The organism is Acinetobacter sp. ANC 4654, assembly GCF_002135425.1.
Taxonomy (GTDB): domain Bacteria; phylum Pseudomonadota; class Gammaproteobacteria; order Pseudomonadales; family Moraxellaceae; genus Acinetobacter; species Acinetobacter kyonggiensis.
In genome coordinates, this window is record NZ_NEGL01000002.1 from 22,231 (window position 1) to 45,012 (window position 22,782).

22 protein-coding genes and 4 tRNA genes are annotated in these 22,782 nt (G+C 40.4%); 6 read left to right on the forward strand and 20 right to left on the reverse strand.

The window, feature by feature from the left end; genetic code table 11:
• Positions 1–3: 3 nt before the first annotated feature.
• Positions 4–1,152 carry a DUF389 domain-containing protein gene (locus tag B9T24_RS03955; RefSeq protein WP_086164615.1) on the forward strand — a complete coding sequence of 383 codons (1,149 nt, stop codon included), beginning with the start codon at positions 4–6 and terminating at the stop codon, positions 1,150–1,152.
• A 107-nt stretch (positions 1,153–1,259) separates the two neighbouring features.
• On the opposite strand, the gene B9T24_RS03960 is transcribed toward B9T24_RS03955, so the two are convergent.
• The 6 genes from B9T24_RS03960 to B9T24_RS03985 form a co-directional block, all read right to left on the reverse strand.
• Complete coding sequence (locus B9T24_RS03960) at positions 1,260–1,898, reverse strand: fumarylacetoacetate hydrolase family protein (RefSeq protein WP_086164616.1); 639 nt, start codon at positions 1,896–1,898, stop codon at positions 1,260–1,262.
• Between the two features lie 39 nt (positions 1,899–1,937).
• Positions 1,938–2,435 (reverse strand): YcxB family protein, encoded by a 498-nt coding sequence (locus tag B9T24_RS03965; RefSeq protein ID WP_086164617.1) that lies wholly within the window; start codon positions 2,433–2,435, stop codon positions 1,938–1,940.
• Between the two features lie 254 nt (positions 2,436–2,689).
• Positions 2,690–2,766: transfer RNA gene (locus tag B9T24_RS03970), tRNA-Arg, on the reverse strand.
• A 274-nt stretch (positions 2,767–3,040) separates the two neighbouring features.
• A tRNA-Arg gene (locus B9T24_RS03975) sits at positions 3,041–3,117 on the reverse strand.
• Positions 3,118–3,171: 54 nt separating this feature from the next.
• Positions 3,172–3,248: transfer RNA gene (locus tag B9T24_RS03980), tRNA-Arg, on the reverse strand.
• Between the two features lie 15 nt (positions 3,249–3,263).
• Positions 3,264–3,355, reverse strand: a tRNA-Ser gene (locus tag B9T24_RS03985).
• A gap of 264 nt (positions 3,356–3,619) precedes the next feature.
• Here B9T24_RS03985 and rnr point away from each other — a divergent pair.
• From rnr to B9T24_RS04005, 4 genes are all read left to right on the forward strand, one after another.
• On the forward strand, positions 3,620–6,058 hold the full coding sequence (gene rnr / locus B9T24_RS03990; RefSeq protein WP_213032946.1) for a ribonuclease R: 2,439 nt from the start codon (positions 3,620–3,622) through the stop codon (positions 6,056–6,058).
• A gap of 293 nt (positions 6,059–6,351) precedes the next feature.
• A complete protein-coding gene (locus B9T24_RS03995; protein ID WP_171264847.1) occupies positions 6,352–8,409 on the forward strand; it encodes a M3 family metallopeptidase in 2,058 nt (685 codons plus the stop codon).
• Positions 8,410–8,450: 41 nt separating this feature from the next.
• Complete coding sequence (locus tag B9T24_RS04000) at positions 8,451–8,663, forward strand: YheV family putative zinc ribbon protein (protein ID WP_171259197.1); 213 nt, start codon at positions 8,451–8,453, stop codon at positions 8,661–8,663.
• Positions 8,664–8,673: 10 nt separating this feature from the next.
• Positions 8,674–9,111, forward strand: coding sequence for a hypothetical protein (locus B9T24_RS04005; protein WP_086164621.1), 438 nt, complete (start codon positions 8,674–8,676; stop codon positions 9,109–9,111).
• Positions 9,112–9,479: 368 nt separating this feature from the next.
• Here the strand turns inward: B9T24_RS04005 and B9T24_RS04010 are convergent, their stop codons facing one another.
• The 5 genes from B9T24_RS04010 to B9T24_RS04035 form a co-directional block, all read right to left on the reverse strand.
• Positions 9,480–11,771, reverse strand: a complete 2,292-nt coding sequence (locus tag B9T24_RS04010; protein WP_086164622.1) for a TRAP transporter large permease subunit — start codon at positions 11,769–11,771, stop codon at positions 9,480–9,482.
• Between the two features lie 171 nt (positions 11,772–11,942).
• On the reverse strand, positions 11,943–12,524 hold the full coding sequence (gene rrtA / locus B9T24_RS04015; RefSeq protein ID WP_086164623.1) for a rhombosortase: 582 nt from the start codon (positions 12,522–12,524) through the stop codon (positions 11,943–11,945).
• A gap of 93 nt (positions 12,525–12,617) precedes the next feature.
• Positions 12,618–13,664: a hypothetical protein gene (locus B9T24_RS04020; protein ID WP_086164624.1), complete on the reverse strand. Its 1,047-nt coding sequence runs from the start codon at positions 13,662–13,664 to the stop codon at positions 12,618–12,620.
• Positions 13,665–14,181: 517 nt separating this feature from the next.
• Positions 14,182–14,568 carry a hypothetical protein gene (locus tag B9T24_RS04030; RefSeq protein WP_086164626.1) on the reverse strand — a complete coding sequence of 129 codons (387 nt, stop codon included), beginning with the start codon at positions 14,566–14,568 and terminating at the stop codon, positions 14,182–14,184.
• On the reverse strand, positions 14,561–14,818 hold the full coding sequence (locus B9T24_RS04035; protein ID WP_086164627.1) for a succinate dehydrogenase assembly factor 2: 258 nt from the start codon (positions 14,816–14,818) through the stop codon (positions 14,561–14,563). Before B9T24_RS04035 ends, B9T24_RS04030 begins: the two co-directional genes overlap by 8 nt.
• A gap of 187 nt (positions 14,819–15,005) precedes the next feature.
• Here B9T24_RS04035 and B9T24_RS04040 point away from each other — a divergent pair, with 187 nt between their 5' ends.
• Positions 15,006–16,178, forward strand: a complete 1,173-nt coding sequence (locus B9T24_RS04040) for an acyl-CoA dehydrogenase family protein (RefSeq protein WP_086164628.1) — start codon at positions 15,006–15,008, stop codon at positions 16,176–16,178.
• A 124-nt stretch (positions 16,179–16,302) separates the two neighbouring features.
• On the opposite strand, the gene B9T24_RS04045 is transcribed toward B9T24_RS04040, so the two are convergent.
• The 9 genes from B9T24_RS04045 to secY all read right to left on the reverse strand — a co-directional run bounded on the left by B9T24_RS04045 (position 16,303) and on the right by secY (position 22,757).
• Positions 16,303–16,527, reverse strand: a complete 225-nt coding sequence (locus B9T24_RS04045; RefSeq protein WP_086164629.1) for an alpha/beta fold hydrolase — start codon at positions 16,525–16,527, stop codon at positions 16,303–16,305.
• Between the two features lie 171 nt (positions 16,528–16,698).
• Complete coding sequence (locus B9T24_RS04050) at positions 16,699–18,189, reverse strand: flavin-containing monooxygenase (protein WP_086164630.1); 1,491 nt, start codon at positions 18,187–18,189, stop codon at positions 16,699–16,701.
• A 195-nt stretch (positions 18,190–18,384) separates the two neighbouring features.
• Positions 18,385–18,750 (reverse strand): 50S ribosomal protein L17, encoded by a 366-nt coding sequence (rplQ, locus tag B9T24_RS04055; RefSeq protein WP_004650463.1) that lies wholly within the window; start codon positions 18,748–18,750, stop codon positions 18,385–18,387.
• A gap of 18 nt (positions 18,751–18,768) precedes the next feature.
• The gene (locus B9T24_RS04060) at positions 18,769–19,776 is read right to left on the reverse strand and encodes a DNA-directed RNA polymerase subunit alpha (protein ID WP_004650465.1); all 1,008 of its coding nucleotides are present in this window, start codon (positions 19,774–19,776) and stop codon (positions 18,769–18,771) included.
• Between the two features lie 17 nt (positions 19,777–19,793).
• The gene (rpsD, locus tag B9T24_RS04065) at positions 19,794–20,420 is read right to left on the reverse strand and encodes a 30S ribosomal protein S4 (RefSeq protein ID WP_086164631.1); all 627 of its coding nucleotides are present in this window, start codon (positions 20,418–20,420) and stop codon (positions 19,794–19,796) included.
• A gap of 12 nt (positions 20,421–20,432) precedes the next feature.
• Positions 20,433–20,819: a 30S ribosomal protein S11 gene (gene rpsK / locus B9T24_RS04070; protein ID WP_004281491.1), complete on the reverse strand. Its 387-nt coding sequence runs from the start codon at positions 20,817–20,819 to the stop codon at positions 20,433–20,435.
• Positions 20,820–20,838: 19 nt separating this feature from the next.
• A complete protein-coding gene (gene rpsM / locus B9T24_RS04075) occupies positions 20,839–21,195 on the reverse strand; it encodes a 30S ribosomal protein S13 (RefSeq protein WP_004650467.1) in 357 nt (118 codons plus the stop codon).
• Positions 21,196–21,301: 106 nt separating this feature from the next.
• Positions 21,302–21,418: a 50S ribosomal protein L36 gene (gene rpmJ, locus B9T24_RS04080; protein ID WP_000867907.1), complete on the reverse strand. Its 117-nt coding sequence runs from the start codon at positions 21,416–21,418 to the stop codon at positions 21,302–21,304.
• A gap of 19 nt (positions 21,419–21,437) precedes the next feature.
• Positions 21,438–22,757, reverse strand: coding sequence for a preprotein translocase subunit SecY (secY, locus tag B9T24_RS04085; protein ID WP_171260850.1), 1,320 nt, complete (start codon positions 22,755–22,757; stop codon positions 21,438–21,440).
• Positions 22,758–22,782: the final 25 nt, after the last annotated feature.

Below are 22,782 nucleotides of genomic sequence, written 5' to 3' on the forward strand. Positions count from 1 at the left end.
ATGATGAAAAAAAAAGAACAAGATCTTCCAACCATTATTATTGATGAGCATAACCCTGATCAAGATAAGTATGAGCTGTTAAAAGAAAAGCTTAGATATAAACAGGCGTTACGCGAAAATTCAAAAAAAATTGACCATAAACAAGTCCGTTTAAATATTCAGGCTGATGCACTGCCGAGTAAAACATTCTTTATTATGAATGCCTTAGCAGCAATTATTGCTGGATATGGTCTATTGGCCGATTCCACCGCAGTGGTTATTGGTGCAATGCTCGTTGCCATGATGTTAGGGCCTATTTCAGGAATCGCCTTAGCGTTTATTGATGCGCGCTGGATTTTATTACGAACCGCATTAAGTACCCTGTCTTTAGGGGTCATGATGATTTATAGCATTGGGATCATCATGGGATTCATTCATTTTGATCTTCCCATGACCAATGAAATTCTCGCACGCACAAAACCGACAACCATTGACCTCATGATTGCATTAGCAGGTGGTGCAGCGGGTGCTTTTGCTGCTGTTTCACCGCGCTTATCTGTTGCAGTGGTGGGTGTGGCAGTAGCGACAGCATTAGTCCCTCCTTTAGTTGCGAGTGGTATTTTATTAGCACATGGTCAACTGCAAAACTCAGCCAATGCTTTTTTACTGGCCTTTACCAATATGATTGCCATTCAAGTGAGTTCATCTTTAGTTTTATGGATTACAGGTTTTAGACGTGGTTCAGATGAAGAAATCAACAGTATTTGGGGGTTCATTAAACGCAATAGTATTAGTTTGATTATCCTGATGATTCTGGCCATTTATTTGACCTTCAACCTCATTCAATCGATTCAAAAACAACTCTATGAGACTCAGATCAAGCAACAAATTAGTCAAAGTTTAAATGTAAATAACAATGTGATTGATATTGTTCAATTTGATCCGCGTGAGAATTTTACTGTCGTTCGTGCCAGTATTCGTGGTGATCTGGCTCCAACCTATGCTGAAATTGAAAAAATAAATACTCAACTTGCAGCAGATCGAAATGGTCATCCCTCTTATCTACAAATTCGATTTATTCCTGTACAAATTATACAACCGCGTCCGCTTAATACCGTTCACCTTAATGATCAAGAAGCACAAGAACTTGCCATTGGTACAGAAAATAAATAAAAATGGATGATAGTTTAAGTATGCTTTGTGCTTAAAATGCACATAAAAAATAGACCTGATTCTATAATCAAGCCTATTGTTAATTTTTATTCGATTGAATTTAAAAACTATTTTACAAACGTCTTCCACACAAAATCTTGGGTTTGTCCTTGTAAAGTCATGCTCAGCTGATCGCCCGCCTTTAACGCAGCAACACCTGCTGGTGTACCCGTCATCACCACATCACCTGGCTCTAAGGTAAAGACCCGACTAATATCAACAAGCAAAGTGGCAATATCAAAAATCAGCAATGCCGTATCGCCTGTCTGACGCAGCTCATCATTAACATGCAAAGTATAATGTACATTCTTCCAGTCTTTAACTTCAGTAACGTCCACCCAATCTGCCAATACACAGGAACCATCAAAAGCTTTGGCACGTTCCCAAGGCTGACCTTTCTTTTTCAAGTCATCTTGTAAATCACGTAAAGTTAGATCTAAGCCTAAAGTCACCGCACCCACCGCTGCTAACGCTTTGGCTGGATCGGTTTCTACCGTTAAGGTTTTATCAATCCTTAACGTCAATTCACATTCATGATGGCAATTGCCCCATGCAGGATTCCAACTAATCCCTTTCTCCAAAGTTGATAGACTACTCGGTGGCTTCATAAAGAGCACTGGATAATCAGGAATCGCATTGCCTAATTCTTCGGCATGGTCTGCATAGCTACGACCGACACAGACAATTTTAGATGGACGTGTACTCATGATCTTCCCTTTTATTTCTCTACGACACTGTTTTAAAATTTATTTTTTAAAGGTATTTTCAAATATGGTTTGATCCGCAGACTGCTCAAAAGCACGCTTAGGCACAATCACTACCGTACGATTTTTCAGTTCAATCATATAGGTCAACTTACCTATGGCAAAGTTTTGCACTTCATTGTAGTTGAAAATTTGCTTGCGGCCATTGGCATAAATTTCCGCATGATCTTGAAATAATTCGATGCCCTGCTCACTTTTACCAAACTGATATTTCACAAATTGACGTTTAAACATCATGGGTAAAAACCAGTAACGCATCACCAGTTGCATCACCAGAAAGAAGATCCCAAGCGCAACATAGTAACGTCCAACCCCAGTAAAACCGAGCATAAAGCCCCAAACAATGACCCCAATACTTACCAATGGGGTAATAAAACGTGTAATTTGCTTTTTACCAAAGGTTGCAAGGGCAAAACCATCTTGTGATTCTTCTAGGTTTAAAAAATAACGTACCGATACAGCAGGCTGGGTTTCAGACATAATTCATCATCAAATTATTACAACAATTGCGCTAGATATTACACCAGATTGATCAGTTTCTTCATATTGGATGCAAAGTTTTCAAGGCAGCGTTGTAGACACACTTTGGAATGAATCATCAGATATTATAGAAAATAGCGAACTATGATGATAATCGAAAACCATAAATCTTGAGATAGCTTAAATTGGATGCTGAGCCATAAAACAGACACAAAAAAACCGCAACATGTGCGGTTTTTCAGTCTTGATCAAGTTGGTGCGCTCAGAGAGATTCGAACTCCCGACCCCTTAGTTCGTAGCCAAGTGCTCTATCCAGCTGAGCTATGAGCGCGACGTCTTGATGTGCTGCATTATACGCATTTTTATTGATCTGTTAAGTGCTTTTTAACAAATAGTGAACCAAGTGAACAGTTATTGGGCGAAATTCGATTTTTCATCTATTTTTTAAACAAAAACCTAATTCCGTTGGTCTTAAATGCAGTATTGGCTGATTGATGTCATTCATTCGGACTAAAATTTGACGAAAGAAGCAATAAATTTCAAACACAAAAAAACCGCAACATGTGCGGTTTCTTCCAATTTTACATCTCTCGATGTGTTCAAGTTGGTGCGCTCAGAGAGATTCGAACTCCCGACCCCTTAGTTCGTAGCCAAGTGCTCTATCCAGCTGAGCTATGAGCGCGTACTTGAGTTGTCTTTCGACTTCGTTACTATAAATAACCACGTTTTACTTGATTGGTGCGCTCAGAGAGATTCGAACTCCCGACCCCTTAGTTCGTAGCCAAGTGCTCTATCCAGCTGAGCTATGAGCGCATTTCAAGTTATTCGTGGCGGTGAGGGAGGGATTCGAACCCTCGGTGGGCTTTAAGACCCACGCTCCCTTAGCAGGGGAGTACCTTCAGCCACTCGGCCACCTCACCGTAACGAGCCGCCATAATACAAACTAAACTCTACTTCTTCAAGTCACATTTGAAAAAATTCTTGTTTTTTTAATCAATCATCTATTTTTTGAACAATTTAGCCCTTTTTACTGCCCTTCTACCCAGTTTTTTAGCTGTGGTACGTGTGAAATATTTGGTAGCACGGTAAAATCTGACCTAAAAACACAATATTGCAATCATTTACGTGCAGTATCACGCGGCATGACTTATGCTAATCCTATCTTCTGACATGAAGCCAAAGACATTATGAAAAATTGGGTCGATCCTGAAGCTAAAGCTGAAGCTGAGCGTTATGACAATCCTATTCCAAGCCGTATTCTAATTTCAGAAACGATTGAAAAATTACAAGCACCACAGTCTCATTCAGATTTGGTGGAACACTTCAATATTGCAGACGAACGAAGCATCGAAGCACTCAGTCACCGTTTAAGTGCAATGGTACGCGATGGTCAGTTGATGAAAGATGGATTTAAATTCCAACTTGCAACCAACCAACCGACGCATGAAGGCACGGTCTATATCAACTCAAAAGGTTTAGGCTCAGTCAACATTGCCGATCATGATGATATTGTATTGCCTGAACGTGAACTGCGTTTGGTCTTTAATGGTGACCGTGTAAAAGTGCGTCAAACTTCTGTTGACCGCAAAGGTAAACCTTGGGGTTTTATTACCGAAGTCGTGCAACATCGTGTCAAACAGATTATTGGTAAAGTCGCTGTATACGATGGCGAATACTTTATTCAACCGGCTAATCCAAACGCACACCAACCCATTACCTTAGAAAAAGAACTGATTGAACATGCTCAGGTTAAAGTCGGTGATTCTGTTCGAGTCGCAATTGATGACTACCCGACGCGTGAAGAATTGCCAACAGGGCATATCGTGCAATCTATGGCAGACAAAGCTGACACTGAAATTATTATTCCGCAAACCATTTTAGAATTTGGTTTGCCATATGAATTTCCAGAAGAAGTGATCCGTGATGCAGAACAGTTTAAAGAACCCAATGCGCAAGACCGTGAAGGTCGCATCGATTTACGTGATTTAGCACTGGTCACCATTGATGGTGAAGATGCACGTGACTTTGACGATGCCGTTTACGCAGAAAAACGTCCGGGTGGTGGTTATCGTGTCGTGGTTGCCATTGCTGACGTGAGTCATTATGTGCGTCCTGACAAACCGCTTGATCATGAAGCAAGAGAACGTGGAACCTCGGTCTATTTCCCACACTTTGTTTTACCCATGTTGCCTGAAGCATTATCGAATGGTTTATGCTCACTCAATCCGCATGTCGATCGCCTCTGTATGGTGTGTGATCTGAATTTATCGCGTGCAGGTAAAGTGACTGGATTTAAATTCTATCCTTCTGTCATGCATTCCAAAGCACGTTTAACTTATACGCAAGTTGCACAATATTTTGATGGTGACAGTGCTGCGATTCCTGAAGATCGTGATGTGCGTAAATCCATTAATACCTTGTTCCAGCTTTATCAAGTGCTCAAAGGTTTACGTGCGCAGCGTCATGCGATGGAATTTGAAACCGTCGAAACCTATATGACCTTTGATGAGCTTGGCGGCATTAAAGAAATTTTGCCACGTTCACGCAATGAAGCGCATAAACTCATTGAAGAATGTATGTTGCTGGCAAATGTTGCAGCAGCAGAATATGCCTTAGAAAATGACATTCCAATGTTATACCGTGTGCATGAGCCACCTGAATTTTCACGTATTCAGAAAGTTCGTGAGTATGTGAAGTTACTGGGTTTGCCCTTCCCTGAACAGCCAACACAAAAAGATTATCAAGCCGTCATTGAAGCGACCAAAGAGCGTATTGATGCACCAAGTATTCACGCCGTGTTATTACGTTCCATGATGCAAGCCTACTACGGCGCAAACAACGCTGGCCATTTTGGTTTGGCGTATGATGCCTATACCCACTTCACCTCACCCATTCGTCGTTACCCAGACTTGTTATTGCACCGTGCCATCAAAGCACATTTAAAACAAAAGCCGTCTCCACTGTCAGGAGCTGCTTTAGATGATGCTGGCGAGCATTTCTCGCAGACTGAACGTCGTGCCGATGAAGCATCTCGCTCTGTGACCACATGGTTAAAATGTCACTATATGCAGCAGCATTTAGGTGAAGAGTTCATTGGTATCATTAGTGCAGTAGCTGAATTTGGTTTGTTCGTGACACTCAAAGACCTCTATGTCGATGGCATGATTCATGTCAGCCAATTAGGCGATGACTTCTTTGTTTATGATCAAGCCAGTCAAAGCCTCGTTGGACGTGGTCGTGGTCAAAGCTTTAGTTTGGGCGATGAAGTCAAAATTAAAGTCGCAGCAGTCAACTTAGATGATCGTAAGATTGACTTTGAATTGTTGCAACAAATGACCCATGCTGGTCGTGCGATTCGCAGTCGTGCTCCTCGTGTTGCAGCTAAACCTGCGCGTGAATCTAAAGAAGAAGTTTTTACGCCACGCGCTAAAGCCGTAGTGAGTGAAGATGGCGAACAGCCGATTCGTAAGAAAAAGCCAAAAACCAAATCACCGTCTGTTGCGAAAAAGTCAGACAAAAAGCCTTCGGCAAAATCTGATGTAAAAGCCAAAGATAAAGATAAAGTGAAGAAAAAATCTAAGCCAAAAAAGAAAAAATCCAATGCTAAAATAAAGCAGGATTAATTCTGAAATAAAAAGAGAGCTTCGGCTCTCTTTTTTTATTCATAATTTACTCGAACCATGCAAATTCAATAATCTTGAACTTAAAAATAACTCATCTAATAGCATTGCAATCTATTAGCCCTGTGCTATTAGGATTTCCCAATCATGTTGATCTTTTAAAACAAAGTGCAATGCATTGTTCAGCTTCGTTTAAATGCTCATCGAAGTTATTTTTAAATAAACAAAATAACAAATCTCAAAAGAAACCTTGATTTCCCTGCTCACAAGCCCTACATCTACTACTAAGTTTATCAATGAAATGGCGTATAGAAATGACTTTAGAAAAGGCGACTTTGCCGGTTCCACAATTTGATCAAATTCAACTTGCCGATTTAAAACAACAAATTGAACAAGCCATTCAGCAAGGACAAAACTTTTTAACAGATTTAACCGAAGTCCCTGAAAGTATTCAGGCACAACTTACAGTACTCAAACAAATGGATACGCTCGAAAATAATATGAGTGAAGCTTGGGGGGTACTTTCACACCTCAATGCAGTGATGAACAATGCTGAAACCCGCGAACTCTATCAATCACTGTTACCCAGTCTAAGCGAATACTATACAACGCTCGGTCAACACACGGCGTTGTATCAAAGCTATCAACAAGTGCATGATGCTGCACTGTTTAATAGCCTTCCTGCGGCACAGCAAAGTGCAATTAAACTGGCACTGCGCGACTTCAAATTGTCAGGGGTTGCTTTAGAGGGTGAAGCGAAAAAACGTTTTGCAGAAATTTCTGCGCGTTTGTCACAGCTTTCCTCTGATTTTTCCAACCATGTGCTGGATGCCACGCAAGCTTACTTCAAACCGCTAAATGAAGAACAGCTCAAAGGTTTACCACCAAGCAGCGTCGATCTCCTTAAACAATATGGTCAGCAACGTGAACTTGACCAAGCCGTGGCCACTTTAGATATTCCCTCTTATCTTGCCATTATGACCTATGCAGCTGACCGTGCCTTGCGTGAAGAACTGTATAAAGCCTACACCACACGTGCATCAGATCAATCTGAACAGACTGAATTTGACAACACCGAAATCATGGAAGAAATCCTAAGCCTACGTCAAGAAATGGCACAGCTACTCGGTTTCAACAATTATGCCGAGCTATCACTGGCCAGTAAAATGGCACCCGATGTCGCAACCGTCGAGCAATTTTTGGTTGAACTTGCAGAACATGCTCGTGCACCTGCGGAAAGAGAAATTGCCGAACTTAAAGCCATTGCACAACAAGATGCTATTCTGGATTTACAACCTTGGGATACAGGTTACTATTCCGAAAAGCTTAAGGTTCAACAATTTAATTTATCGCAAGAATCATTAAAGCCCTACTTCCCTGCACCAAAAATTTTGCAAGGCTTATTCCGTATTGTAAATCGTTTATACGGGATCACTATCGTGCAGCGTGAAGCCCCAGTTTGGCATCCCGATGCACATTACTTTGAACTGGAAGATCAAGGCACGGTGGTCGGTGGTTTTTACTTTGACCTATATGCACGTAGTGGTAAACGTGGTGGTGCATGGATGAGTGGCTTCCGTTCACGTATGCAAACTGAACATGGCATACAAAAACCCATTTGCTATATGGTCTGTAACTTCACGCCTGCTGTAGGTGATCAACCTGCACTGCTCACTCACGATGAAGTAAATACCTTATTCCATGAATTTGGTCATGGCTTACATCATATGTTGACCGAAGTAGATCATATTGCGGTGGCGGGTACTCATGGTGTCGACTGGGATGCCGTGGAACTGCCAAGTCAATTTATGGAATTTTGGACATGGGATCATGAAAGTCTAGATTTACTTAGTGAACACATCGAGACCAAACAACACTTACCGCAAAATTTACTGAAAGCTTTACTCGATGCACGTTTCTTCCAATCAGGTATGCAAACACTCCGTCAAATTGAATTTGCCTTATTTGATTTATCGATTCACAAACACAATCCAGCTTTAAATGCCGCACAAGTCCAAGCCATATTAGATGATATTCGTCAAAAATATGCCGTTGCACCGACAGCAAGCTATAACCGTTTTCAGCATAGTTTTAGCCATATTTTTGCCGGTGGTTATGCCGCAGGTTATTACTCGTATAAATGGGCGGAGGTTTTAGCCAGTGATGCCTTTGACCGTTTTGAAAAAGAAGGGATTTTTAATACACAGACTGGAAAAGAGTTCCGTCAATTTATTCTAGCAGTTGGCGGAAAAGATACAGCACTTGATGCGTTTATCAATTTCCGTGGACGTGAGCCAAAAATAGATGCTTTATTACGCCATCAAGGTTGGACGAATGCCTCTAAAAACACTTAAACTAAGCGCCTTAAATTGATCAAAAGGTAAGTCAGATGACTATTAAACGTCGTTTCATCGCAGGTGCTAAATGTCCCAAATGTGAAGCGTTAGATCGAATAGTCATGCTTAGCTCTGGTGACGATGAATGGATTGAATGTATCGAGTGTGATTATAGTGAAAATCGACCTACCCATGTCGATGAACCACAAATGCCAGAAGTTGCAGATGAAATCGGTGTCATTCAATTCAAACCTCGTCAACCAAAATCATAAAGGTTCATAAATGGCGTTAGATCAAAGAAATAGCCCAACACTTTTATTGGGCATTACTGGGGGCTTAGTTGCAATCATTGTGCTTTTTTCGGCCTATCAATGGTTTTTTTCAACCTCGAACGAAGCAATTCCTGAACATGAGGCAATCAGCTTACAAACGCCAGCAAAACCAGCTACTTCTGCTGAAGTAAAACCGACTGAAGCAAAGTCCGTAATCGATGAAAAAACCATTCAATTGGTCGATGAAAAAATTCTAAAAGCGCCTGTGCCAGAAAATGAATCATTGCTCAAAGAAGAAGTGGCTAAACTTGACGATATTCAAACTCAATTGAATGATCAAGAAGTCATGCTAAAAACACAACATACCGATGCTGATGACTTAATTGCACTCAAAGAAGAACAAATTAAATTACTTGAAGCTCAACTGAAAAAATCAAATTCAAATTGAAGCATGGCTTAATCTTTTCTTCCCTCAGATTGATCAGCTGATATATGAATGAAACATCAAAAACAGCATAGGACTTTGTTAACATCATAGTATGTATGCTGTAATAAAGTTGATTCTTATGCATGCGTTTATAAACTTGCACCCGCAAAATAAATTAGCCTTATAAACGCTATAACCCTTCTTTTTTCTAATATTCAAGCTATGTGCTCTGAGCACAATATTCAATCACGATCGTCTGATCGGATTTAGATGCATTCTCATCGCTACTATGTGGCGGTGTCTTTAATACAAGAACATTGAGCATAGCCATTCATACACCATGAAATCAAAAAAGCACCCGAAGGTGCTTTTTCTTCTACTGGTAAAATTTAGTGATACCAGCCAAATAATTTAAAAATGTAAGGAATATAAGCAATAATCAACATTGCAGGGAACATCACAATTACTGGCAAAATCCAACGTTCATAACGATAGAAGAATGGCTGATCTCTCACCTCAGCATCGGCTGCTGCTACTTCTGCATCACCAACAGACTGTCTTGCCAAGAGATGATTCAGTGCAACTGGTGGCGTTACATAGCCCAACTCGAAACCAATTAAAGTAATCATCCAAAAATGTATAGGATCAATGCCATATTGGTAGGCTACAGGTGCGACAGTTGCCGAAATTAAAATTACGGCACCAAATGGATCCATAATCATGCCGACAAAAATCATCAAGGCAACAATGAGTGTAATCACGATAAAGATACTGCTAATGTCCGTCGGGAAAAACTCCATAATCTCAATGCGTTCAAGGAATCCCCCCACACTCACAGACAATGCCATCAAAATGATTAATGCACCAATATGCCCGACTGTTTCACTGGTCGAAATATGCAAGGCTTTAAAGAAACCGACTTGACGTGGCTCATCTTGATCAGTTGTGGATGGCTTAGTGATTACGGACTCTTTAACCATGACAGATGTTGTGGTCATGGTTGGCGCTGCATCCATTGCAGATACTGCTGTCATTGCTGATGCTTGAGAATATGCATACTGCTGCTCCACGGGTGTATTGTTCAGCGTTTCATCCCAATGTCCAACTGGAGGAATCGGTGCAGGCTCATGACGTAATTTATCAAATAATACCATGACCAACAAAATCACGGGCATCATCACTGGCGCAGTAAACTCATTCATATCTGTTGAAAGTAAATACTTATAAAACAACCAGATCAGTATAAAAATACTGATATAAGGCAAAACGGGTAAAATTGCCCGTAATGATTTCGGTGCAGCAAATGCAGGTGATGCAATTCTGAATTTTTGCTCAGCAAAGTACAAAGAAACAATCAAAAATAACGTCGATGTCAATAAGAATACATACACACCATAATGATAGAGTACATCGGTTGTAACCTCTTTATTTAATGAGGCAACCACCACAATTAATAAACATGGACGTAATACGACCCCCATTGAACCCGACATTGCTGTTGCTGCCAAGGCAAACTGACGACGCCCCCCCGCATTCCAAACTTCCTTATAAATAATTGCACCTGCTGCAATTACGAAAATACCTGATGCACCGGTATAAGCTGTCGGTAAAGCCGCAGCAATCAAAATCAACCACGTTAATGTTTCAGGTGCAAGATTCCACGGACGCAAAATATTCAAAAATAAATCGACAATTCGTGTTTGCTTAAGCAACATACCAGCCCAGACAAACAAGGCCAAATTTAGAAAAATACTAGAGAACTCAACCAACTGCCCCAAGTAAATCCCTTGCCCCATTGGATAGTCCATGAAGAAAGTAAATGCAATACCAGTAATGATGGCCATATAGGCATACAACGGAACACTGAGGAAAGCCAAACCAACACGACCCCCTTCATCACTAGAAGGTCTTGGTGGTTTAATCAGTTGAAATAAACTAATACAGGTCAAAACAGTAAACAGAACAATCCACATCCAATAAATAGTATGCATTTCTCCTGTAACAGGTACACCTGAATCTTTGATCGAATTATATTGACTCCAACTTGATGCCATCAAGAAACCATTGGCAACAAACATAGCGATTGAATAAACACGAAAATCAATACGGGTTGCTGGACTGCGTAAACCAATATGGTGGGTTTTTAGCGTTGCACTGATTGCGGCAAAGACCACCATCAAGACCAATAAAATTGCCCGATTTTCACTTCCGAATTTAAAAATACCAAAGAATGAGGTTTCAATCGTGCGGTACATTCTTAGACTTGGGTGAGCCTGCATATGCTTAATGGCTTTATCATAAAATAGATACTTTTCTTCACACTGCTGCTGTGCTGCCAACACCGAAGCACGAACATCTGCAGCCGATGTAGTCCCAAAAATATCGGCAAATTCATCATTGGCATTGGCTTTCATTTGCTGTTGTACTTGCGCGTCTATATTTGGATTGCGATCGCAATCTGGCGCTGTCGGTTCTGCTCGTAGAAATGAATATTGCATACTGGTTGCTGGGTCGCCATATAAACGCTCGCCCATACGTAACAACTGGCCATGAATCATCTCGCCCGTGCCAATAATCAACGTAAGCAGCAATAAAGCCAGAATAACAAAGGTTGAGATCCACTCAACCCAGATATAACGTAATAGACCCAATCCGGATCTATTGTTTTCATCATTTTGCATGTGTATTCCTATTTTTTATTTTGGTCATCACAATTGGTTCAGCAATGCCAATGTCCTTTTTGAATAGAAAATATCCTTTCTCTACCCAATCTATTTATTGTTGTGTATAAATCTGCATCAATTTGGTTGGAATAAAAATGACAATATGCATTTTCTTTTATGTTTTAAATGTCAATCTGTTTGCCATCTATAAAAATAACACCATAAAATATAAAAGATTGCGATCATTACCCCCCAAATAACACCCAGTAAATGTGCTTCAACCAATACGGGACTGCCTATCAGTTCCGCTGTCCCAACACTGCCAATGGTATTTTCCCAAATCAATTTAGCAAGAATAAGAAACCAGACCAATACCGCAAAATTACGTTCTTTCTTATCTAATAAATGCACACTTGCAACTGCGACATATGCACCGTGCAAAACCCCAGATAAACCTGCATAAGCCTCAATATCGGGAAAAACATAATAAAAACTAAGACTAATTAAAAGGGGTAGCAACAAAAGTAAAGCCACAAAATGCCACACTTTCACGCGTGGAAAAATAAAGGGCAAACAGGCAAAAGCCAGCATGTTCAACAAATAATGAACCCATCCGACATGAACCCAATGTGCTGTCCATAAACGCCAAAACTGTTGCAGTAAGTCTGCTTTCCAGTAAATAAATGCATCTGAAAAAACTTGAAGGCATGCCGAAAATGACACCGCAATTGCAATAAAAACAATTTTTCGCATTAGAAATGGGTCTTTCATTGGCATGCCCCTTACTTAAAATACTTCTATCCAAAATTTAAACGATTCATTCTAGTCCCTTAAAACCCTATTTTTATTGAATCAAACTTAGGATTAAGCACCTTCCTTTTCGCTAAATAATTCATCTAATTCTGCGCTATTGTCTTTCTCATCCCAGAAACGTTGCATACCATCATCGCCAGTACGAATGCCCGTATGTTCTGTCCAATAACGGTCAGAAATGGCCTGTACCATATTCTTTGCCATGCTATCTACGAGTTTAAATTGTGGGTTGACTGGTTTTTCTTCTGAACGTGAAGCAGCAAAGGTTTTTAGTGCATCACGAATTTTGGCATCATCACCACTGGCTTGAGCAGCCACGGCATATAAAGCATGCGATAAACGCACCCCTTTTTGCTCGCCCAGTTGAATTGATGCTTTTAAGGTCTGGTAAGGATCTGGTTTACCATCACCAGCACCCGGCAACAACGTCCAAATCACCGCGCGCGTAGCATTGGGTGCACCCCAGAATTTTGCATTGTCTAAGCAGGTCATACCACGTTCAACCACTGCCGCAATATCTTTGGGAACATTGACTGCACCACCTGAATTAATATCATTGGTCATGGCTTGTAAACCACTAATCATCCCCATTAAGTAAACGGTTTGATCCAAATCACTTTTCATTTTCGGGCATTCTTCACCCAGTTTTTTGTTATATTTCGCTTCCCAACGATTTTCAAACAGTTGATAACCTGCATATTGACGCTGTGCAGCAATCGCCGCCCAGCGTTTTTGTTCTATACGGGCATCTTGCGCTTCTGATACTTGACCTGCCTTAGAGGCACGTAAATAGCGCAACTCTGATTCAAGCGCCTGATTTTCTGCACAAATTCCAGATGAGGCATATAAAAGTACCGCAATACGTGTTGGATCTGCGCCCATATCTTTGGTTGCCATAATGGCTGGGGTTAAAGCATTGCCTGAATTACACGCCATATCGGCATCATCCATGGCTAAAATAGGCGGTACGATATGCTTTTCGCTAAAGCCAAGTGCGACATTCGCCCCTGTTTTAACCACTTGAGAACAACCTGATAATAAAGAACTTGCAACTGTAATAATTGCCATACCTTGGCATATTTTTTGGACTTTCGACATTTTCCTGTCCTCTATAATTGTGTTTATGTCCATATAACTAAACATATCAGATGCGAAATCTGAATAAAAGAGCATTTACTCTAATTTAATTTGATACTTTGCCATGAAATGAAGTACAAAAAATTGACTGTATTCAATGAAATTAAAAAAATTAGGCAAAAAAAAGTAGCATTGCGACGGTTCGGCACATGCTACTTATCAAGTGGTAAAAGCCTATTGGCTTTCATGTTTTATCAACTGATCCTTCAGCACTGTTCCGAGTCGTCCAATAACAATTGCCAAAACAATTGCGATCACCAGAAACATCCAAGTTGGAATCACCATGATGATTTCCTCATTTGCTGTTGGTCTATTTAATGTACAGTTAGCGTCAAAAATTAAGCGGAGAAATTGTCTAACAATTGAAATAATGGCTATTTTTATATCAAAGCTGTCTTACATAGCGGGTGATTTAATACGTATACATCTGATTATTAATATTTTAATGTATTTTTATAGAGGTGGAATTGTCTAACAATTAAATCAATTTCGCCAATTTTTTTAAGGCTTTCCACTGTTGTCGCGGCAGTTGGTCTATCCAAATCAGTAATGGTTTTTCTCGGAAATGCTGAAAATAAACCACAATATAAAACTGATGATCAATCATATGACTCACTGAAACGCGTTTAACCGGCTTAGACTGAGTACTTGAAAGTGACCATTCTCGTGCAGCTAAATGCTCAAAATAAATCGGTTGTGACACTTTTAAAGCATAGGCATATGCAATGACTGCCAATAAAATGCAAAGTACCCATAACCATAACGACAAGAGTTGCTGTAAAATTACAATGAAAAGGGTAAAAATAATCAGCTGAAATACAAAGGCTAAGCGGCTGCGTCTCAGCTGAAAAGACCGATTAGCCATGCACGTAATGTTTCAATTTTACAATCAGCGCTTTCATTTCAGGGCGTGGCGGTTCCGAGACTTCCATAAACCAATCGAGTAAATCAGGATCTTCTTGTGCAACCAGTTCCGCAAAAGTTTCTTTTTCTGCTGTATCCGCATGCAAATAATATTGTTTTACATATGGGTCAAAATAAACATCAATTTCTTTTAAACCACGACGAGCACGATAAATAACTTTGCGCTCTTCCAAGCTCATTTCTTCACTCATAATTTCCCCCAATGCTGTACAAATTTTTGCTAGTTTACCCTATCATTAACGTATGTTTCGAGCCATTTACTGCAATTGACCAAATTCATCATTTTATGCAAATATTTGAGCATTCATCACATTGCCACCTCAGCAGCTATCTTCTACTTTCTATAGAACAATAACCTTGTAGATGGATACAATAAAAATGCAGTCAGGTGCGATTCGACCAATAGCCAATATGTTGCCACGTCATTTATTCACAGCAGAGCATGAAGCATTCCGTGAAACCGTGCGCAAATTTTATGCAAAAGAAGTAGTTCCAAACACTGAAAAATATGAACAACAGCAACATGTTGATCGTGACTTATGGAATAAAGCAGGTGCTATGGGATTACTCTGTGCAACGATGCCTGAAGCCTATGGTGGCTCAGGCGTTGACCGACTTTACAGCATGATTTTGATTGAAGAACAAGCTTATGCGATGGATTCATCTACGGGATTTTCCTTACATTCAGACATTGTTGCCAACTATTTAAATAACTTTGGCAATGAAGTACAAAAAGAATATTGGCTACCGAAAATGGCAAGTGGTGAAACTGTAACAGCAATCGCCATGACCGAGCCAGGTACAGGTTCAGATTTGCAAGCAGTTCGAACTACGGCTGTGTTAGAGGGTGATGACTATGTCATTAATGGCTCTAAAATTTTCATTACCAATGGCTACTTATGCGATATGGTCATTGTGGTGTGTAAAACTGGCAGTAGTGACAAAGGTTCAGCCAATTTATCCTTGCTTATCGTTGAAGCAGATCGAGTAGGTTTCAGCAAAGGAAAACCGTTAAATAAAATTGGCATGAAAGGACAAGATACCTGTGAATTGTTCTTTGATAATGTCCGTGTGCCGAAAGAAAATTTACTCGGTATGGAAGGTATGGGTTTTATGATGCTGATGAAAGAGCTGGCATGGGAACGCATGTTGGTTGCCATCATCTGTCAAGCAGGGGCTGAAGCTGCTTTCGCTCATACGGTGCAATATACCAAAGAGCGTAAAGCTTTTGGCAAACCCATTAGCGCTTTTCAAAATACCCGTTTTAAATTGGCTGAATTACGCACCGAAATTGACTTTTGCCGTGCCTATTTAGACCTTTGTATGGAATTACAGTTGGAAGATAAACTTGGCATTGATGCTGCCGCTGCTGCGAAATATAAAATTTCTGAAATGTTCTCTAAAGTGGTCGATGAGTGCCTACAATTACATGGTGGCTATGGCTATATGATGGAATATCCGATTGCCCGTGCTTATATTGATAACCGTGCAAATCGTATCTATGCAGGAACCAATGAAATTATGAAAGAACTGATTTCTCGCACTCTCTAAAATGACTCAGTAGATCCTAAAATGGGACCATTGTCCCATTTTTATTTGTTTGTTGTATTTCATCTTTTTATTCTATATTTTTCAAAAACTTTTCAATACTGGCTAAAACTTCACTTGGTTTTTGCTAATGTGGAAAATGACCAAAACCTAAACGATCATAAGCAATCACATCACGTCCAGTTAGCAAAGCCAACTTTTCTGGAAAATTTCTCCATAACGCAACACAGCCTAAAGACTCATGAAATAGAATAATGGGTGATTCCTGACAAGCATCTATACGGTCAAATTTCCATTGTTTAATAAATATTTGACCTTGTTCAAGCTCTAAATATCGTTCTTTAATTTCCATACAATTTAATACTATTGTTCATGAACAATACTACATTTTTAACATATTAAAATGAGGCCTAAATCATTTTATTTTGACCTTATCATCCACTTTTCAAAAATTTTATATTATTTAAATGCAGAAGCTAAAAACAAAAAAAAGAGCCGCAGCTCTTTTTAGAATAAACAATTTTTACGATACTAATTTCGGTTTATGCGAATCTTGTCGTGTACGTTTCTCGAATTTAAGCACACCATCATCAAACCTCGCATTTTTTAAAACTTTACGATCGGCTAGATAATTATTGGTTACATTCCACGGTGCATGCTTACCTTGTTTTGGCATGACATCCACTGCGCGTGCAATATATCCCGAAGATAAACTCCCCATCACGGTATCTTCCATCAATTCAGTTTGATCGCCTTGAGCAATGACTTCATCATAGCCATTTTTATCCATATAATTGATCATACGACAAATATATTCAGCAGCGATATCCACTTTAAGCGTCCAAGAGGCATTAATATAACCAATGATCATCGCCATATTCGGCACATCACTTACCATAATCCCTTGATATAACATATGCTTAGAGGTATCCATCGGTTTACCATCAATCGTCGCTTTAATCCCCCCTAGAATTTGAATCTCTAAACCTGTCGCAGAGACAATAATGTCTGCATCCAGATGTTGACCAGATTTCAACTGAATACCCTTTTCAGTAAACTGCTCAATTTGATCTGTTTCAATACTGGCTTTACCTGAGCGTAAAATTTTAAATAAATCACCATCTGGCACCACACAAAGGCGTTGATCCCATGGATTATATGCAGGAGTAAAGTGTTTCATATCGACTTTACCCTTCAGTTGCATTTCAATCGATTTCAGCAGCAATTTACGTAATAACTTAGGTTGTTTCTGTGCAAGTGCATAAATGCCACGTTGCATACCAATATTACGTGCGCGGGTGAGTTTATAAGCGAGATCTTCGGGCAATACTTTGCGCATCTTGTCATAAATAAAATCAATAGATGGTACTGAAGCAATATAGGTCGGTGAACGTTGCAGCATAGTGACATGTTCTGCACCGCCCTTCGCCAAAGCTGGAACCAAAGTAATCGCAGTTGCACCACTACCAATAATCACCACTTTTTTACCTGCATACTCTAAATGATCAGGCCAAAATTGCGGATGAATCAATTGCCCTTTAAATGCTTGTTGATTTGGAAAATTCGGTTGAAAACCCTGATCATAGTTATAATATCCAGTACAACCTAGAACAAAATTTGCAATCCAAGTCTGTTTTTTCTGATGTGAATCTTCAATTTCAACACGCCATTTTTTTTGCATTGAATCATAATTTGCCGCCAGTACACGATGTTGAAAATGGATTTTATCTTTTAGTTTATATTCATCCAATACTTCTGAAAGATAACCTTTAATTGAAGCCCCATCGGCAAGAACATTGGCTTTTTGCCAAGGTTTAAAATTAAAGCCAAAAGTCGACATATCAGAATCAGAACGAATACCCGGATATTTAAAGAAATCCCAAGTCCCACCAAAACTTTCACGACGTTCGATAATATCAAATTGACGTTGTGAACAATGCTTCGAAAGATGTACAGCCAGCCCAATACCTGAAATACCTGCACCGACAATCAAAATATCAATATGCTTTTCCATGTTGTTTTTATAGCCTGATTTAAACTTTATTTTATTAAACCACAAATCTGACAATACTCAATGTCAAGTTTAAACAATTCGGACAAAAAACATATCACTTCAGGACAAAATGATAAATTGTCTAACAAGCAGACATAAAAAAAGACCAGTGAAACACTGGTCTTTTTTCGAACAACTGAAGTTCTTCTGGCGAAATTATTTAACTTCGCGATCTACTAGCTCAACGTAAGCCATCGGCGCAGCATCACCTGCACGGAAGCCCGCTTTAAGAACACGTAGATAACCGCCATTACGTTCTTTGTAACGAGGGCCAAGAACGGTAAATAATTTACCAACAGTTACTGCTGAACGAGTACGAGCAAACGCTAAACGACGGTTTGCAACAGTATCGTTTTTAGCTAAAGTGATTAAAGGCTCAGCTACACGACGTAACTCTTTCGCTTTAGGCACAGTTGTTTTAATCAACTCGTGCTCAAACAAAGAGTTAGCCATGTTTTGGAACATCGCTTTACGATGACTGCTTGTACGGCCTAATTTCACACCACTATTACGATGACGCATGGTGATAGTCCTACTTAATTAACGGCTACGATAGGCAAAACGATCGTCCATACGTAAACTAGCTGGTGGCCAGTTCTCTAAACGCATGCCGAGTTGTAAGCCTTTTGAAGCCAGAACATCTTTGATTTCAGTTAACGATTTTTTACCTAAGTTAGGAGTTTTTAACAACTCAACTTCAGTACGTTGAACCAAGTCACCGATGTAGTAAATATTTTCTGCTTTCAAACAGTTAGCAGAACGAACAGTAAGCTCTAGATCATCTACTGGACGAAGCAAGATTGGATCCACTTCTTCGCGAGGTTCTTGAGCAACAGGAGCTTGATCTTTCTGAAGATCAACAAAAATTGCAATTTGTTGTTGCAAAATTGTTGCCGCTTTGCGGATTGCTTCTTCTGGATCAACTGTACCGTTGGTTTCAAGATCAATGATCAATTTATCAAGGTCAGTACGTTGTTCAACACGCGCATTTTCAACGGTGTAAGAAACACGTTTGATCGGGCTATAAGAAGCATCTAACTGTAAACGACCCACTGGGCGAGTTTCGCCTTCTGGGAAACGTGAGTCAGAAGTCTCATAACCACGGCCTTGAGAAACTTTCAGGCGCATTTTTAATGAGCCTGAAGCACTTAAAGTGCCAATCAAATGCTCAGGGTTTACCACTTCAACATTATGAGGTAAACGAAGATCAGCAGCAGTTACATCGCCAGGACCTTGTTTTTCTAATGTTAAATATGCTTCGTTTTGATCGAACAGCTTAATCGACAATCCTTTTAGGTTCAGCAAGAGCTCGACGATGTCCTGCTGCAAGCCTTCTAAGGTACTGTACTCATGCTCGACCCCTTCAATTTCAACTTCAACCACAGCAGCGCCAGGTAAAGAAGAAAGAAGGATACGACGTAAAGCATTACCCAGAGTATGACCAAAGCCACGCTCTAATGGTTCTAGAATCACTTTTGCCGAGGTCCCGCTAGCCGCTTCGACCTTAATCGCTTGCGGAGTTAGAAACTCATTTGCAGTACGCGTCATTATTGCTACCTCAAGGATTATTTAGAATACAATTCTACAATCAAGCTTTCGTTGATTTCAGCAGGTAAATCAGAACGATCCGGTGCAGCTTTAAACGTACCTTCCAATTTAGAATGGTCAATTTCCATCCAAGAAGGGAGGCCACGTTGAGTAGCCAATTCAATCGCGCCTTTAATACGCAATTGTTGTTTAGCACCTTCGTGAACCGCAATTACATCACCCGCTTTAACTTGGATAGACGCAATGTTAACACGACGACCATTCAAAGTAATGCTACGGTGAGATACAAGCTGACGAGCTTCTGCACGTGTAGAACCAAAACCCATGCGATAAACTACGTTATCAAGGCGGCTTTCAAGCAATTTCAACAAGTTTTCACCTGTTGCGCCTTTAACACGAGCAGCTTCTTTATAGTAGTTACTAAATTGACGTTCTAACACACCGTACATACGACGTACTTTTTGTTTTTCACGTAATTGTAGTGAGTACTCAGATTGTTTACTACCACGCGCTCCACCATGTTGGCCAGGAGCTTTTGCATGTTTTTTTGTCTTAACGTCAAACGGTTTAACGCCTGATTTAAGTTGCAGGTCTGTCCCTTCGCGGCGAGAGAGTTTGCATTTTGGACCAATATAACGAGCCATGAATGTTTCTCCTTAAACGCGACGTTTTTTAGGTGGACGGCAACCGTTGTGCGGGATTGGCGTCACATCGGTAATGCTGTTAATTTTATAACCCACTGCACCTAAAGCACGAACCGCAGATTCACGACCAGGACCAGGACCTTTTACAAGGACGTCCAAGTTTTTCAAACCGTAGTCTAAAGCAGCTTTACCAGCAACTTCAGCAGCTACCTGAGCAGCAAACGGAGTTGATTTACGTGATCCACGGAAGCCTTGTCCACCAGAGGTAGCCCAAGCCAGTGCATTACCTTGACGATCGGTAATAGTCACAATGGTGTTATTAAAAGAAGCGTGAATGTGTGCAACACCTTCAGAGACGGTACGGGTGACCTTCTTGCGTGCGCGAGTATCTTTAGCCATCTTTTAGCTTCCAGAAATCTTATTTCTTAATAGGTTTGCGCGGACCTTTACGGGTACGTGCGTTAGTTTTGGTGCGTTGTCCACGGACAGGCAAGCTGCGACGATGACGAAGACCACGATAGCAGCCTAAATCCATTAAACGTTTAATGTTCATGGAAATTTCGCGACGTAAATCACCTTCGGTCGGAACCTTAGTAATTTCTGCACGAATCGCATCAAGTTGAGCATCATCCAATTCACGGATCTTAGTAGTCGTAGCGATACCAACAGCAGCTAAGATATTCTTAGCAGTATGGCGACCGATACCAAAGATATACGTGAGGGAGATAACAGCATGCTTGTTATCCGGAATGTTTACACCGGCAATACGAGCCATTCACTTTCTCCAAAAAGGCAGTAGAGATAATCAACCGCCCGACAAAAACCTTGAGGGGCGGATATTAACCCAATTCACCTACTGAAATCAACAGGTCTTGATTAGATTAACCTTGACGCTGCTTATGACGAGGTTCAGCGCTACAAATCACGCGGATAACCCCATTACGACGGATAACTTTACAGCTACCACAAATTTTTTTTACAGAAGCTTGTACTTTCATGATGAAACCTCAAGTGCGCTTATCCCTTAGGATGAGCAGTCGTTTTTCTCATTAACGTTTGATTATCATACTGGTGCGAGGTGAGATGTGCTTGAAGCTGAGCCATAAAGTCCATCACGACCACCACAACGATGAGCAAAGAGGTACCACCCAAAGAGAATGGAATACCAAATGAGCTCTGTAATACCATCGGCATTAAACAAATCACTGTGATATAAATCGCGCCAATAAAGGTCAAACGATTGAGAATATGATCTAAGTAACGAGCAGTTTGCTCACCTGGACGAATACCAGGCACATAAGCTCCGCTGCGTTTCAAGTTCTCTGAAACTTCTTTCGGGCTAAACACTAGCGCCGTATAGAAGTAACAGAAAAAGATAATTAACGCACCAAAGAGCACCAAATACAACGGCTGTCCAGGCGACAATACGAGTGCCAAATCTTGTAGGCTACGTTTGATAATATTTGCACTAGGATCAGCACTACCCACCCATTGCCCTAAGCTCGCAGGGAACAAAAGCAATGAACTTGCAAAAATTGCTGGGATAACACCTGCCATATTAATTTTTAATGGCAAATGTGTCTGCTGTGCAGTAAACACACGACGACCTTGTTGTTTTTGAGCGTAATTGACTGGTATACGACGTTGTGCTTTTTCAATAAACACAATAGCTGCTAAAACACCTATAGACAACAGACCAAAAATAACCAAACCAATCAGGCTTGTTTGACCATTATCTACGGATGAGAAAGATTGCATAATTAAATTTGGCAATCCTGCAACAATACCTGCAAAGATGATCATGGATATACCATTCCCTACTCCGCGTTCAGTAATTTGCTCACCTAACCACATTAAGAACATTGTACCTGCAACTAACGAAGTCACAGCAGGGATATAAAAAGCCAAACCTTCTGTCAAGGTAATACCCTGACTAATAAGCCCAGCACACATCCCTACAGACTGCACAAGTGCAAGAAACAGTGTTCCCTGTCGCGTATATTGATTAATCTTACGCTTACCTTGTTCGCCTTCTTTTTTTAAAGCTTCCAGCGAAGGAACAACCGTAGACATTAACTGCACAATAATTGAGGCAGAAATGTATGGCATGATCCCTAAAGCAAGAATTGACATCCGCTCTAATGCACCACCTGAAAACATGTTAAACAAACCAAGGATCGTACCTTGGTTTGCATTAAAAAGATTTTCAAGTGCAGCACTATTAATGCCTGGTACTGGAATATGTGCTCCTAGTCGAAAGACCATCAATGCACCGATAAGAAACATCATTCGGCGAATAATTTCACGATATTTCACATGAAACGGTTGACCTTTCATCATGTTCACATGACCTGAAGAACTA